The 15,139-nt window shown below is 38.4% G+C and carries 14 protein-coding genes and 1 pseudogene; 9 read left to right on the forward strand and 6 right to left on the reverse strand.

Going from position 1 to position 15,139, the window contains the following annotated elements:
* Positions 1-208: 208 nt before the first annotated feature.
* The 4 genes and pseudogenes from BN1765_RS10555 to BN1765_RS20050 all read left to right on the forward strand — a co-directional run.
* The gene (locus BN1765_RS10555) at positions 209-868 is read left to right on the forward strand and encodes a hypothetical protein (protein ID WP_050615092.1); all 660 of its coding nucleotides are present in this window, start codon (positions 209-211) and stop codon (positions 866-868) included.
* 284 nt (positions 869-1,152) lie between these two features.
* Positions 1,153-1,911 (forward strand): type II toxin-antitoxin system SpoIISA family toxin, encoded by a 759-nt coding sequence (locus BN1765_RS10560; RefSeq protein WP_050615093.1) that lies wholly within the window; start codon positions 1,153-1,155, stop codon positions 1,909-1,911.
* Positions 1,912-1,913: 2 nt separating this feature from the next.
* Entirely contained in the window at positions 1,914-2,117 is a 204-nt protein-coding gene (locus BN1765_RS10565) for a hypothetical protein (protein WP_050615094.1), read from the forward strand.
* A gap of 872 nt (positions 2,118-2,989) precedes the next feature.
* A pseudogene (locus tag BN1765_RS20050) lies at positions 2,990-3,439 on the forward strand (tyrosine-type recombinase/integrase); the annotation flags it as partial.
* A gap of 468 nt (positions 3,440-3,907) precedes the next feature.
* On the opposite strand, the gene BN1765_RS10580 reads toward BN1765_RS20050, so the two are convergent.
* Positions 3,908-4,306, reverse strand: a complete 399-nt coding sequence (locus BN1765_RS10580) for a hypothetical protein (protein WP_050615096.1) — start codon at positions 4,304-4,306, stop codon at positions 3,908-3,910.
* A 460-nt stretch (positions 4,307-4,766) separates the two neighbouring features.
* Between BN1765_RS10580 and BN1765_RS10585 the strand changes: the two genes are divergently transcribed.
* The gene (locus BN1765_RS10585) at positions 4,767-5,156 is read left to right on the forward strand and encodes a YgaP family membrane protein (protein ID WP_050615097.1); all 390 of its coding nucleotides are present in this window, start codon (positions 4,767-4,769) and stop codon (positions 5,154-5,156) included.
* Positions 5,157-5,236: 80 nt separating this feature from the next.
* Here BN1765_RS10585 and map read toward each other — a convergent pair whose 3' ends face one another.
* Both map and BN1765_RS10595 read right to left on the reverse strand, forming a co-directional pair.
* On the reverse strand, positions 5,237-5,977 hold the full coding sequence (gene map / locus BN1765_RS10590; RefSeq protein ID WP_050615098.1) for a type I methionyl aminopeptidase: 741 nt from the start codon (positions 5,975-5,977) through the stop codon (positions 5,237-5,239).
* Between the two features lie 890 nt (positions 5,978-6,867).
* Positions 6,868-7,446 (reverse strand): YkoP family protein, encoded by a 579-nt coding sequence (locus BN1765_RS10595; protein ID WP_050615099.1) that lies wholly within the window; start codon positions 7,444-7,446, stop codon positions 6,868-6,870.
* 1,201 nt (positions 7,447-8,647) lie between these two features.
* Between BN1765_RS10595 and BN1765_RS10605 the strand changes: the two genes are divergently transcribed.
* Positions 8,648-9,151 carry a GNAT family N-acetyltransferase gene (locus BN1765_RS10605; protein WP_050615101.1) on the forward strand — a complete coding sequence of 168 codons (504 nt, stop codon included), beginning with the start codon at positions 8,648-8,650 and terminating at the stop codon, positions 9,149-9,151.
* 194 nt (positions 9,152-9,345) lie between these two features.
* On the forward strand, positions 9,346-9,513 hold the full coding sequence (locus BN1765_RS20055) for a hypothetical protein (protein ID WP_154666084.1): 168 nt from the start codon (positions 9,346-9,348) through the stop codon (positions 9,511-9,513).
* A 209-nt stretch (positions 9,514-9,722) separates the two neighbouring features.
* Here BN1765_RS20055 and BN1765_RS10610 read toward each other — a convergent pair whose 3' ends face one another.
* Both BN1765_RS10610 and BN1765_RS10615 read right to left on the reverse strand, forming a co-directional pair.
* Positions 9,723-10,178 carry an SRPBCC family protein gene (locus BN1765_RS10610; RefSeq protein WP_050615102.1) on the reverse strand — a complete coding sequence of 152 codons (456 nt, stop codon included), beginning with the start codon at positions 10,176-10,178 and terminating at the stop codon, positions 9,723-9,725.
* A gap of 28 nt (positions 10,179-10,206) precedes the next feature.
* Positions 10,207-11,865 carry an FAD-binding protein gene (locus tag BN1765_RS10615; protein ID WP_050615103.1) on the reverse strand — a complete coding sequence of 553 codons (1,659 nt, stop codon included), beginning with the start codon at positions 11,863-11,865 and terminating at the stop codon, positions 10,207-10,209.
* Between the two features lie 237 nt (positions 11,866-12,102).
* On the opposite strand from BN1765_RS10615, the gene BN1765_RS10620 reads away from it, so the two are divergent.
* Together BN1765_RS10620 and ilvD are read left to right on the forward strand one after the other, a co-directional pair.
* Positions 12,103-12,744 carry a TetR/AcrR family transcriptional regulator gene (locus BN1765_RS10620; RefSeq protein ID WP_050615104.1) on the forward strand — a complete coding sequence of 214 codons (642 nt, stop codon included), beginning with the start codon at positions 12,103-12,105 and terminating at the stop codon, positions 12,742-12,744.
* A gap of 226 nt (positions 12,745-12,970) precedes the next feature.
* Complete coding sequence (gene ilvD, locus BN1765_RS10625) at positions 12,971-14,650, forward strand: dihydroxy-acid dehydratase (RefSeq protein ID WP_082195449.1); 1,680 nt, start codon at positions 12,971-12,973, stop codon at positions 14,648-14,650.
* Positions 14,651-14,770: 120 nt separating this feature from the next.
* Here the strand turns inward: ilvD and BN1765_RS10630 are convergent, their stop codons facing one another.
* Positions 14,771-14,959: a hypothetical protein gene (locus BN1765_RS10630; RefSeq protein ID WP_050615106.1), complete on the reverse strand. Its 189-nt coding sequence runs from the start codon at positions 14,957-14,959 to the stop codon at positions 14,771-14,773.
* Positions 14,960-15,139 lie beyond the last annotated feature (180 nt).

Genomic DNA, 15,139 nt, shown 5'->3' on the forward strand with positions numbered 1-15,139 from the left:
AATAATAAAGGATCAAGAGCAAAAAAGTTAATAACCTGGTTTTTATTTACATAAAATAGAGAAAAAACAATATATGACGAAAATACGGGTGCGGGAACATATGCTCTGATAGTGTAAAAATCGCATTTTTTAAAGTGGAATGGGAATTCTATTGTACAGGCATGGCCTGAATAGGACGTTATTTAAGAATGAAAGGGGAGCGAGGCTTGTGATTGAAATCCAGCAACATACCGTCAATGGCTATCGGCATATTCCAGTTTCGTATAAGCTACTTCATAATAACCGGTTAACATCGCATCTCGCCATCATGCTTCCTGGTTCAAGCTATCATGTGGAGAAGCCGCTATTTCACTATTGCACATTACTTTATTTGCAAAAGAATATTGATGTTCTTCAGATCAATTACGACTATCACGAACGGGTTGAAGTCCATTCAAGCAATGAATTATTTACAGCTATGGATTGCGACATACAAGCTGTTTTGGAAAAGGTGTTGGAAGAAAGGTCATACTCACAATTTGACCTCATTGGTAAGTCGATCGGAACCATTGCTTTAGCACAAGTGCTTAGCAACCCCTTATTCGCTCAGGCAAGATGTATTTGGTTGACTCCTTTGCTGAAACGGAGAGAAGTATTTGAAGCGATTAAAGAATGCTCGCAGCTGGGTTATCTGGTCATTGGGGAGAAAGACCCTAATTTTCACAGCCGCCGTTTTAAAGCTTTATCAGCGAACAGCCAATTGATGACACGATACATCCCTAATGCAGATTCTTCTTTGGAAAATCCAAATGATTTTTTTAAATCGCTCGATCATTTGAAGCAAACAATGTTCGATATCCACCAATTCATTAAAAGCGGGGACAGATAATTGCAAAAAGTGAAGCATGCCATCTTTATGGTCTACAAGCTCTGTAAGATACAATCATCCGAGATTCTAATTCATAAAAGCTCAACCTAATTGGCTGGGCTTTTTCTTTGTGTACGTAAATAGACAAGAGCATTTAAAAAAAGGAACTTTCTATTTTTTATAGAAATTCATGGTATACTTAAAATTTAATAGAGATTTAAAGATTTTCATTCTTTTTAGGGAGAAGCAACAGAGAAAAATGAAATCAGCGGGGCAAAAAGGAAGGAAATAAAAGGTGGGGGAACATGGTATTATTTTTTAAGATTTTTGTTTGGTTCTGTTTCGCAGGATTGCTTCTTTATACATACCTGTATGGAAAGAATGAAGCAAAGATGGAAGAAAAGGTGTTTTTGTTCCGCAAGATATGGTATTTGCTCTATATGTTGGGGGCAGTATTGTATTGGACAAAGTACCCTGACAGCATATTTACGGACTGGAAAAATTACATTATTGTATTTGTGATTTTTCTATCGGTAGATGCTTTCATTTTCTTAAATATGTATTTACGCAAAGCAGGCAATTATGAACTGGATCGATTCACAAAGACCGTCACCGCTAATGAAACCTTGATTAAAGATAATCTATCCATGGCAAAAAACATGCTCCATATCTTGAATAAAGAGGGGATAAACGGGTATTATGGGAGTAGAGAAGGGTACTTATTGGGGTTGAAAGAAGTCCTCCAGTCATATGCCCAAAAAGAGGATATGAATATTCAAGTTTGGCCATTTACGGATCCCACAGAAAAAGAACAAGCATTAATGGCTTATACGAATTCTGGAGCAATCCGTTCCAAATTAGACAGATTAGAAACAGTTTACAACACTGAATTGAAATATGCCCTGCACCCAATTTATCTTTTTGGCGATGAATTATATGTATTAAAAATAGCTGGATCAAGAGAAATATCAGAAATGGATTGTCTGCTCTTTGTCGTAATGATCCACATTTATGATTTTGCAGTACCAGAAGGACAAGAATGGAATGAAATAGGTGGTGAATAGTCATGAATCAAAATGAAGCTATCTTGCTTCCTGAAAGTGAAGAAAAGACGATGAAATCCTTTATCCGTAAATCAAGAGTAACTGTTCCGGAAGTGGCCACCAGCCCGAGTACTTTGAAATTAATGGAAGAAAATGAACGTATCATCAAAAAATATAGTCATAAACCCACTAAAGATGTTTTTCAAAAAATAAAAAGGTTTACATGAACGTTAGTTAAAAGGCAATAGCCATTGGTGCTATTGCCTTTTTCATATTTATCCTTCTTTTGTCATATACTATCTTAAACAACATAGATGGAGGGATGAGTATGAAATCATTCCACAGGAAAACAACCGTATTTACCCCGATACCAACAACTTCACCAATGGAGATCAGCAGAAGAAGGGATACTGAACATCTCCTAAGATTCATAAAAAAGCACTCAAGTAAATGGACACTTTTGAACAAATAAAACAGGAAGCTATTTGCTAACTGTTTTTTAACTATGCATATTTCTATATAAGAATTATCAGAAAAATACCGGAGAGTTAGATGAATTCATATTTTACAAAGGGATTAATTGCAGCATTTTAGAACAACCGATTCATACAATCTTGCAATCAACTTGTTGCAATGGATCATGCTAAATAATATGGCAAAGCACTTCGTAAAAAGCCCACAAGCACCAACCAGCACGTAAACTCTGTCACGTAACGAGCTTGGCAAATCCTAATTAAAAATCCCGCAGCTAATAATAGATCAGCTTAAAAAAACGTCTCACGTCTCACTATCAAGAGTATACTTAGTTTGTGAGACGTGAGATATTCAAGTTTTCATTACTTCCTATAATATATATTATGTAAACTAGGATTATTTAATACTAGAACTGGTGGTATTCCCTAAAGCGCCTATACTGTCTGTACTTTGGTACATTCGGCTCGCAGATTCCTTATAATTTCGGATCGTTTTCATGTGGTGGATGATTTTGTACGGATAATGAGTTATCGTCTAAAACAACTTTTCACGATATCATTTCTTTGCAACTAAAAGCTGCGATTGATGAATTCATTTTGTACATTCAGATTGAAAAAATCGCTCTTACCATACCGTGATTAGCTATGAATACGATTTACAGCAATTCTTAGCCTTACTATGTGATTATAACTGTTCAAAAGAACTTACGTATATTACCAAAACTAATGTACGTCGTTTTATTCAATATCAATTGGGTACTCACCAGCAAAAACCGCGTTCCATGAATAGAAAGATTTCCAGTTTGAAATCGTTTACCAAGTACTGCCTGCAAGAAAAATACCTGCAGTATGACTATATGAACGGTATTGAAACACCTATAACAGATGATAAAGTGCCTGTGTATATGACGTTAGCCGATTTGCAGCAACTATTCCGCTCATGGGAACAAAATGATTCGCCCTTTTCTTTACGCAATGAAACCATATTTAAGCTATTGGCCACAACCGGGATACTCCGAACTGGTGGATCTCACGTGGAACAATTAGATTTCAGCAATCAAACCGTCCGCTTTTAGAGAAAGGTAAAAAGGAAAGATTATTACCCTTACACCCGCTTCTGACGGCTTATAAAGCATCTCTTGAACCGTTTAAAACGAATACAACAGAGCCTGTGTTTTTGAATAAAGACTGGAATGCGCTGGATCCTTGTGGTTTGCATCTGATCCTTAAAAACGCCTTAAAAATGGCTCGTCTTCCTCCCTCCCGCTTTTCCTAACATCATTTTCGTCATACGTTTGAGACACTTATGTTGCAAGAAAATAAGCAAAACGTGGATGTGCGTACGCTCAAAGAACTTTTGGATCATGAAGCTGCTCTTTGAAAAATTCGTTTCTATGACCTCAAAGTAGTCATTAAACAGCAAAGAAGGATCGATTTGAATCCATTTCGCCAGATAAACGTTTTCCATTTAAAATGAATGCCCGTTCTAGCTCCCTACCTGTTCCGTCTACAATGTTAGCAGACTGATGAATGTACTATTTTATCTAAAATATAATTTTATTATAGGATTCATAGTGTTTATGTAAAAAATCAATAAAGGCTTTATTAGAAAAAGGATATGGAACATCAGTGAAAATAGAAATATTTATAGCATCGTTATTAGGTTGAATTTGTATTGCTGATTGAAACCCATTTAGTCCGTAAGTTAAATTAAGATTATTTAAATCAGTGTATTTAAAATCACCTGTTGAATGATCCATTGCAATTGATAAATATTCAGGGTTTGCATCTAATTGCATCCAGCGCTTATTTTTTCGGTTATTAGGTAAATATGGAGATACTCTAATATTACCTGATTTCAAGACTGTTTTTTTGTATTGTACTAAAGGAAATTCATGTTCTAATATCTCTATTAGTTGATTTCTTAATTCTTCACTAGTCATCTGCTTCAACCCTTTCACTTTCTTTATCAATATTTAATATAATTCATTTACTTTTTCTATAAATATAATTCAACTCCTTCACCATAATCCTTTTAATATAAAAATAGAGTTTATGTTTTTTACGATAATTTATAATTTATAGGAACTGTAAGCTAATAAAAATGTACGCTAGGATTGAGAGTGTTATCGTTTGTAATAAATACGCCCCAAATAAATGAAGATAAGGATAGACTTACTACCCTAGCTAAGCTTTCCTTGCCCATTCCAATTCAAAATTGCTTGAACCGTATAGGCTTCAATTAATAAAGCAGATATTTCTGTATAAATAGAAACTGATGATTGTCCCAAAAGCTTCTAAAAAAGGCGGCTTATAGAGCTGAATTCGGTGTGTTTCGGAAATATGTTAGATAGAGTAACCATGCGGGTATGTAAATATTATCATCTAGTGAAGGAGGATTTTATGAAACCGACAGCAACAAGAGTTGAGCGTAGTAGTCAAGATTATATCAATGATGAAATTCAAGAAGAGATAGAACGACGAATTGATTTCTATAAAACGAAAGACAAAAAGGAAATCTTAGATCGAATCAGTCAATTAGATAAGGAATGGGACACTGAGAGAGTCCTGGAAACAAATGCATCCAGCCTTGTAATAGCTGGCAGTATATTGGCGATGACCGTTAATAAAAAATGGGCTATTATGCCAGCAGTAGTTGGAAGCTTTCTCTTACAACATGCACTTCAGGGTTGGTGCCCTCCTTTAGCTATCATTCGAAGAGCCAAGGTCCGCACTTCCAATGAAATAAATCAGGAAAGACGTGCCTTACTTAATGTATTAGAAGAAAAATAAGTACAAATCCTTAAACTGCCCTCTATTTGTAATATGCGTCTAACAAATAAAGGGCAGTTTTTCTATGGCTAAAATACAAATTAAAGTGTCAAAATAATTGGTCCGTTTTTAGTAATGATAATCGTATGTTCTATTTGGGCTACATAGCTTTTTTCTGTAGCATAGGTCCAGCCGTCTTCCTTTTCGAATACTTCTTCTTCCAAGGTGGAGATAAATGGTTCGAATGCGATCACCATTCCCTCCTTCAATAATTCATCATCCCATGTATCATTATAATTATAAATATGGTCAGGCGCTTCGTGTATGGAACGGCCAATACCATGTCCTGTAAGGTTTTTGATAACCGTTAATCCATTTTCTCTCGCTGTTTGGAATACTGCTTTTCCGATTCCGCTTTTTTTGGATCCAGGTTTTATTTTCTTAAGCCCTGCTTCAAATGCCTGTTTAGCAACATTGCATACTTTGATTGCTAGTTCTTCTCCTTCGCCTACGACAAATGAGATTCCTGTATCTGCGAAATATCCGTTTTTTGAAGCAGACACATCAATATTTACTAAATCTCCTTCATGAATAACCCGAGGGCCAGGAATGCCATGTGCCACTTCATCATTCACACTAATGCACGTATAACCAGGAAAATCATATTCACCTTTGGGTGCTGAAACGGCACCTGCTTTTTCAAAAAGCTCTCCGGCAATATCATCAAGTTCTTTGGTCGTTACACCAGGGGTTGTTCTTTGTACCAATTCATCTCTAATAGAGGCAACAATTTTGCCAATTTCCTTCAAACCATTGAAATCTTCTTCTGTTTTTGCAATCATCTTACGTCCTCGCTTTTTTGAGTATCTTAAAGTTTATTATTCCATTTAGATTCTAACATAAACGGAGCCGCTATTCATGGGTACTGTCACTAAATGGATTGCAGTAACCATTCCGCTCGCCAAATCAATCAATATAGCTTATATGCCGTTATATATTATCTGCTGCTCTTTGCTTCTTTAGCAATCTCTTCTTATTCCGCTCCTGACAGCTTACAAGAGGTCTATGGCGCCTTATAAAAAACGAAGATTGTTTTGCAGGAAAATGATTGCCTCTTCTGCCCCCCTCCCTACCGCTTTACGCTGTATCGTTTGTATATAAGTATGGAGAGAACCCGTACAGATTCATGAACCATCTTGCAGGTCCATGGGTAAAGAAAAATGGTTTAGTTTCCCCTTCTTTAGTGTTGTTCGCCTTTATAGCATTTTGCTTTGTATTTCTTCAGTGGAGAAATCGCATTTTACCCCAATAAATACGAACGATTATAAAATTAAAAGTTACAAAAGTTCGTTTTTAGTTCTCTTTCTAACTTTGCTGGTTATCAGATGTTTTCAATAGTTGAGATCAAAGTGTAACCGTAATAAATGGTACTATTTTTGAGGCTATCTTTACCCGCTGAAAGATCAATAAGGTTTTCATTGAGGTACCGTTGAGGTTCTTTTGTGCCTAAAATAAACAACATTTATAGATGTGAGAGACTTTTAGAACTGATCATACTTTCCAAAGTTTTGCGCATTAGGATGATCTAAGTTTCATAGAGTTGATTTATACAGTCAATAACGGACTTATAATGTCTCATCAGGACATATTATTGAATTGTCCCTAGCGCCGTTATTGAGTAGGCATAAAGCCGCTTAAAACTGTAGGCATTTATACAACAAGCGATTGATACCTATGTATTATTATTAGCCCTACCGTAAAAATGAAGTAATTTATCCTTAGACATCATTAAATAAACAGTTTGATGCTTATTTAGCTTCCCTCTTGAGAAACTGGCGTTAGAAAGCAAAAAGATAGGAATATGGGTAGCTTTTTTGTAAATAGCATAAAATTTGCTTGTAGGATATACGCATTCAAAACCGAGTGGCAAAAAACCTTTATTAATCATGGTTATACCAACAATTCCTTTGATTTTTGCTTCTTGCGGATGGTTTTGAATATATTCAGCTAAATGGGGCATAGCGTTTTTGACTCGTTTAAAAATAGCTCTTCCCTTTGTCAGCTCATTTTTGATGTACATACAATCCCTCATGATCTTTACGTTATATAGGTGAATTTTTAACATCATATCATTTTTGCATACCTTCGTGCCGTCTGATAACACGATATCTTTTCCGCGGTATTTTGTTAATCTTACACGAAAAGTTGCCCCTTTTTCCGTTTTAGCAATAATGGGTTGAAGTCGGGTGAATGAACTATAGACTGGATCTAAAATATGCCATATATGTATGAACAATCTGCGTATAACCATTTTTTCTTACTCCTTCGGAAATGAATTCATTCCTAGGATGTATCTTCCCTGTCATTTTTATTATGGGATTGGAAGTATTTAAAATATCCGATTATGGCCATAGGGCTCTTGCTAACCAACCAGCAGCAAAAAAGCCTCCGCTTCCCCGCTGGTGGATAATATTGATTTGTGCTGCTGAACAGTGGTTTTATAGAAATTTTTCGTAAAAAGGCCTATTTTTCCATAACACAATGTACGATTAGCATACGTCCGTAAATCGTTTCTAGAAAGTAATGAAACGTGTAGGCACCCAGGTGCAGTATAAATAGCGTAGGTTCCTCTTTTTTAGACTTCACACCACATACACATGAAGCATTCTTTTTTCTAAGCAAACAAGCCCCCTTTATGAAGCATATGTTACTTGCTCCACCTTACCTGGGTCATTTTTGTTTATCCTCTTTAACTAAATCAATCAAGTAAAATACGACTGTGATTAAAAAAGTAAGCAAAGCGATGATAACCATTCAAAAAGTGCCCACCACCAGAACGATCATAAAAAGGAACAAATGCCATATACACTTGTCTATATGTCCGTCGCAACTGATTGCTTCCCATTTTGATAAGAAAATAACCGTATAGGAATCTATATTTACTCATAACGGGAAGTCCTTTCTTTCATTAATCAACTATCCATCTTGATGAAAGAAAGGATGTGATAATTGTAGCGGTTAGGTACTTTACAATATCCGTTGTTAAAAGCCTTCAAATCCGCTCGCTGAGAATGCTTTTATATAAGTGCGCTAACTACTGCTCCCCTATAAGTCCAAAGCATTAAACAGCCTCATGAACAAGCGGATGATCAGTCTTGGAATGAATAAGAAAATATTCCAGAGTATTTCCCCTATTAATTCAATGAAAAATTCTTTTATTGATGGAAGAACCTTCTTTTTTAGCTTCATGTCTTTCTCTTTTCTTATCAGAATAGGATCTTTCAAATCATTATGATAGCGGTACAGATCCTTTTCCATCCACAAAAAGGCCCATCTTTTTAATAGTCACAGCACAAGGCAAAAGATCCCTTGCACAAAATTCAACTACACCGCTTCTCTAGAGTAAACATTCGAGAAAATCACAGATAAGATAGAAGTTGTCATTTGCCGTTTGCATGCATTCTTGGTAGAATCTTCCCGAGAATGCAAACAGCAGCTAAAGGAGAATAGAAATGGAGTTTAGAAAAACAGTAGAATCAGACATCGACCGTATTATGATGATCATAAAACAAGCACAATTGTATTTTAAGCAAAATGGAATTGATCAATGGCAAGATAACTATCCAAATCGGCAAACGTTCAAACAAGACATTGCGAATGGATGCAGTTATGTATTGGAGAAGGAAGGGAAAATCATTGGGACTTCTGTTATTTCATTTGATGAAGAAGTAACGTATAGGAATATCTATGATGGCCAATGGCTAAGCACCGGCGACTCAGCAGTAATCCATAGGCTTGCTGTCGATAGCCAATACAAAGGATTAGGCATTTCATCAGTAATTATGAAACAGGCAGAAAGAATGTGTGCCGAAAAACATATACATAGCATCAAAGTAGATACACATGAAGAGAATATGCCTATGCAAAGACTTCTAGAGAAAAACGGTTTTACTTATTGCGGTGTCATTTACTTGCAGAATAACAGCAAAAGAGTAGCTTTCGAGAAAATAATATAAAACAACCTTAAAAGAAGCTTTTTTCTGAAGCTTCTTTTCTTATTTTCTTTTGTCCCAGCCATACAATACCGTATTGCTATGCAGCTGTGTACAAGCGCCTCTTTTCACTTTATATGATGATTTAACACAGGAAATAATAGCACTTAAAGAATAGAGTATAAAGAATCTAAAGCAGGAGGTGAAGAAAATGTTTTTTGAAGAAAACGAAAGCTGCAGAGATGACAGATGGAGAGACGAAGAAAGCTTTGTCGAGGAAAGCAGAAATGAAAATCGTAGAAGAAATCGCAGAAGAAATCGTTTTATTTGTCGCTGTAATTGCCGCCGTCAACGAAGAAGAAGAAGAGAAGGTTATTAATCAATAAGTGTAACCCATGGCACTTACTGTACGGATTTGAGAGGGCTGAATGTATTTTTATTCAGTCCTCTTATTTGTGTTTTTCACTTTTTAGGTTGTATCTAGTCTTACACTTTCTGATAGATAAACACAAACAAATGATGAAAGCAGAATCGGAAATAAACAGGCATCAAAAAAACATCCAGCCGCTTTTTTAGCCAGCTGGATGTTTTTTCATTATAACGCTACGCCTGATTCTTCCTTGATTTTATTCGCAACAGCATCTGTTAGCTCTTCCGCTGTTTTGGGCACAAAGCTTTTCAAGATTGTATTGATCATCGGACCCATAGCGCCGCCTGCTGTAATATCTAGATTGCCTGTCATATTTGTCGTCTTTTCATCAATGGATTCCGCTTCGAAATAGCCGCCGCCTTTGAAGTTATCGGAAATACCTTTCAAATTGAATGTTACGGTAGTTGGTTCTTTCCATTCAGTTATATCGATTTTTAACTTTACTTTCTTTTTCATAAAACCAAGATCGCCTTTGAATTCCCATGTAGATTCTTTATCGTTGATGATTTCATGGTTGATATAGCCTGGAACAAGCGGTGCCCATTTATCCATATCGCTTACGAAATCCCAAATTTCTTTGATCCCTAATGGTAATTGTACGGTATGAGTTCCTGCTGGCATATTGCTGCACGTCCTTTTTTTGGAATTTTTATGCTAGTGCTGATTTGCTGTCCACGTTGCTTTCTTTTTGCCCAATTGCTTTACCTGCTAAATAGCCAAAAGTGATAGCAGGCCCGATTGTTCCGCCAGCGCTCATATAGGCTTGTCCAAAAATGCCCATTGCAGCGTTTCCGGCAGCATAAAGGCCTTTAATGGTGTTGCCGCGGTGGTTAAGGACCTGTCCGTTTTCATTGATGCGCGGTCCGCCGCTTGTTCCTAATGTACCGAAGTATACAGGCACTGCATAGAAAGGCCCTTTCTCGATCTTGCCGAGATTGCGTTCAGCACTGCCTCCTCCAACTTCTAGCCCTTCGAAGAAAGTGGTTCCTCTATGGAAGTCGGTGTCTTCTCCCGCTTCGCATTGAGCATTCCAGCGGTCGATTGTTTCTTCTAACGCAACAGGATCCAAGCCAATTTGTTCAGCTAATTCCTTGATGCTGGCTGCTTGATTCACCCATTCAGGCGCTTCTTCACCAGGCATCATCGTAATGATCATAGTTCTGTCTTTCAGTTGCTGGTCGAAAATCATCCAGTTGTTCTTCTCATTCGGCCATTCGACTTTTACCGGATCAAACTCGTAGAAAGATTTAGGAAGATCATTATATGTTGTTCCTTCATGCACAAAACGCTTGGCTCTTCCGTTGACAAAAATGCTGTTCGGTCCAAAACGGCCTGATCCGCCGAGTTGGTTCATAACACGGTCTTCATATTCGAAGGTCGGATCCTGCATAGCTGGATACCACCATGCTTCACTCATATTGCCAAGTGCCGCTCCGGCTTCCATTGCCATGATTAACCCATCGCCTTCATTGCCCCATGGGGTTAGTGAGTGGGTAACTTCACCTTTAAGGAATGTCTTCACCAGCTCTTTATTCCATTCGAAACCTCCAGATGCCAAAACAACGCCGTTCTTCGTGCCAATGTATAATTTTTCACCGTTTTGTTCTGCTACTAAGCCGATTACATCGCCTTCATCATTCAAAACAAGTTCTTTGCCTGGAGTTTCAAGTAGGATTTCAATTTCTCGGTCCAAACAGGCTTTTATTAATGAAGCGATCAGTGAACGTCCCATTGTGACGATATTATTCTCCATACGCTCAGCAATTTTGACAAAGTCGATGCCGCCAACAGCGCCGCCTTCTTCAAGTGTTAATGGAGGGAATGTTGGATTGTTGCGGATCAATTCACCATATTCTCCGATTGCATTCATGTCATATGGCATCGGGTCGAGTGAACGTCCAGTTCTTGTACCTTCAAAATAGCTGTAATATTCCGGGTAATTTTCCGGAATGGCAAAACGCAATGGTGTATTTTCATGTAAGTAGTCGATTGCTTTGTAAGCGTTATCTACATAAACTTCTAAAAGGTCAGGGTTTGGTTCTTTCCCCCCTGTTATGCGGCGAATATATTTTAATGCATCTTCGCGATTATCTTCTATTCCTGCTTCCTTCATGTAACGGTTCATAGGAATCCATGGAACGCCTCCTGAAAAAGCTGTAGTTCCACCGATTTGATGTGTTTTTTCTAAAATCAGTACTTTTGAACCTTGATCATGCGCGGTAATAGCAGCTGTCAAAGCCGCTCCGCCGGTACCCAAAACGACTACATCAACCTCACGATCCCATTGTGCAGGTTTTTTTGCTGGCATAATGATTCCCCCTGTGTAAGTAATATCCCCTATTTGTGTAAGTAATTTAGAAGACAAAAATAATTAGGAATTTACAGAAAATGATAGTTGTACTATCATTTCAGTTTCATAGTAACAAATTACTATAGCGATTGCAAACCCTTTCTTTTTTATTCTTTCTGGCATTGTTCTATGATAAAGTGAAATTTACATGCAGACAAAGTCAATACGAATTTTACGATACAAGGGTGAAAACAAATGACCAAACAACCAACGGCCAGAGAGTCCGCAAAGCAAAAAAGGAATAATGCGATCTTATATCACGCAGAAAAATTATTTCTCCGTAAAGGAATCGATAATACGACAATGAATGATATAGCCGACCACGCTGGTATCGGCATTGCCACCTTATTCCGTTATTTTCCGAAAAAAGACCAAATCATCCTTGCAATTGCCACAGAAAAAATCCATATCATGCTTGATGAATTTTATCGCATTGAACAAGAACCTCTTTCTTGCTACGGAAAGATCGAAGCAGTACTTGATTTCTTCATCCATAAAATGATGGAACCTGAAGCGGCTTTGCCTAAAATATTGGACAATTTTATCAATTACGCTGCCGTTTCAGAGGAAGAAATGAAAGAAATGGATATGTACACGAAAGCAAGAAAAGAAATCAATAGAGTGTGCATCCGCATGATTGAAGAAGGAAAATCAGACGGCACCCTTCGAAGCGATTTGGATCCTGTCGCCATTTTGCCGACGATGCTCAGCAATTTTTCTGTGTTCACGTTAAAGCTTTCGCTGATTGGGAGTACCAATTTAATCGAACCGGCTCTTTCTCCCTTGAATCAATTACAGATTATGAAGGACATATTTTTAAACTATATTAAGCCCTGACAAGCCGTCTTCCTTTTGGAATATGGCTTGTCTGCGTTTTTGGAGCAACCAGTTGAATAGATCGATTTGAACTCCTAGCGCTACTCATGCTAATACCCCAAGAAATAGTATAGACTGATGTAAATCACATTAGGTTGTTTATTTTTAAAATTTTTTGATTTTTTAATTAATTTACTTTAAGATAGGTGTATTACATAAAAGTTAATAGATATGGGAGATGGATATCATGACAGAATTACGTAGTAATATGATCAAGCAAGGTGTCGACCGTGCACCCCACCGCAGTTTGCTGCGAGCGGCCGGCGTTAAAGACGAAGACTTCGGCAAACCGTTTATTGCCGTTTGTAATTCATATATTGATATAGTTCCCGGCCATGTCCATTTGCAGGAATTCGGAAAAATCGTGAAAGAAGCGATTCGGGAAGCTGGCGGTGTCCCTTTTGAATTTAATACGATTGGTGTAGATGATGGAATCGCCATGGGCCATATCGGTATGCGCTATTCCCTGCCAAGCCGTGAAATCATTGCCGATTCAGTCGAAACCGTCGTATCCGCTCATTGGTTCGATGGCATGGTTTGCATCCCGAACTGCGATAAAATAACGCCGGGCATGATGATGGGGGCGCTGCGGGTGAATATCCCAACGATCTTTGTCAGTGGCGGACCCATGAAAGCCGGTAAAGATAAAGACGGCAACTCCCTCTCCCTTACTTCAGTGTTTGAAGGGGTCGGTGCATACCAATCCGGACAAATCGACGAAGAGAAGCTACAGGAGATCGAACAGGTGGCCTGCCCTACTTGCGGATCCTGTTCGGGCATGTTTACCGCTAATTCAATGAACTGCCTTGCTGAAGGATTGGGATTAGCACTGCCTGGCAATGGAACAATTCTAGCGGTAGCCGAGGAACGCAAGGAATTTGTGAAGCAATCAGCCAAACAGTTGATGGAATTGATCAAGAAAGATATCAAACCGCGCGATATTGTCACAATGGATGCAATTGATAATGCCTTTGCACTGGATATGGCCATGGGAGGATCGACTAATACAGTACTCCATACATTGGCGCTGGCGCATGAAGCCGGTTTTGAGTATCCGATGAAACGGATCAATGAAGTAGCGGAACGTGTTCCCCATCTTGCCAAAATTGCTCCTGCATCCAGCTATCATATAGAAGATGTCCATAATGCCGGCGGCGTGAGTGCAATCATCCATGAATTACTGAAAAAACCAGGCGCTCTTAATGGGGATTGCTTGACTGTGTCTGGAAAAACATTGCGTGAAAATGTCGAAGGCTGCGAAATCATCGATACGAATGTCATTCATCCATTGGATAACCCTCATTCCGAGAAAGGTGGGCTAGCCGTTTTATTCGGAAATTTAGCTCCTTTAGGCTCGATTGTCAAAGTAGGCGCGGTTGATGAGTCCGTCGGCGGATACCATAGAGGCCCTGCGATTTGTTTCGATTCACAAGAAGATGCATTGTCAGGAATCATAACCGGCAAAGTTAAAGAAGGCGATGTCGTCGTGATCCGCTATGAAGGGCCAAAAGGCGGACCGGGCATGCCGGAAATGCTTGCTCCCACTTCCCAAATTGTCGGAAGAGGACTTGGCGCCAAAGTCGGTTTAATCACTGACGGACGCTTCTCCGGTGCATCCCGCGGCATCAGCATCGGCCATATTTCACCGGAAGCTGCCGAGGGTGGGCCGATCGCCTTTGTGCAAAACGGGGATATCATTGAATTGGACATGAATAAACGCACGATTCAATTGGAAATATCGGATGAAGAATTTGCGGCACGGAAAGCGGAATGGCAAGGCTTTGAACCCAAAGTAAAAAACGGATACTTAGCCCGCTATTCGAAACTTGTGACATCCGCCCATACAGGCGGCGTCATGAAAATATAGCTCAGCATTTGATATTGTCCAAACGTAAAAAAGACATTCCAGAGTATCATGGAATGTCTTTTATTTGGCGTAATTGATTGATTGCTTGTCCCTTTCCAGGCATAACGGTGAAGCTTGCTATTATTCATTATGGTGATTACTGCGCCATTTCTGGATAGCCGCCATAACCAAGTACACACATAATAGGATAATCGCTAATTTTAATACGAATGATACGATTCCCGCTAATATATGTGTGATCGCTCCGATTATATTCAGTACAACAAGCAGGATTAATATGCCAATAATGACTTTAAAAGCAGTATTCATGTCTTTTCTCCCTTCACTCGACCTCTTTATTAACCATTATGTATCGGGAACAGCATTTTGTTAAGCCTAATTTGCTAATTTTGATGGAATAGATAGCTAGGATACCATTTATTGTATGTTATCTTGAGATAATATACAGCAGATACAGAACATCCTTCTGGTATAATGGTTTTAAAGGAG

It is taken from the genome of Bacillus testis, from assembly GCF_001243895.1.
In the GTDB taxonomy this organism is placed as follows: Bacteria; Bacillota; Bacilli; order Bacillales; family DSM-1321; genus Bacillus_AD; species Bacillus_AD testis.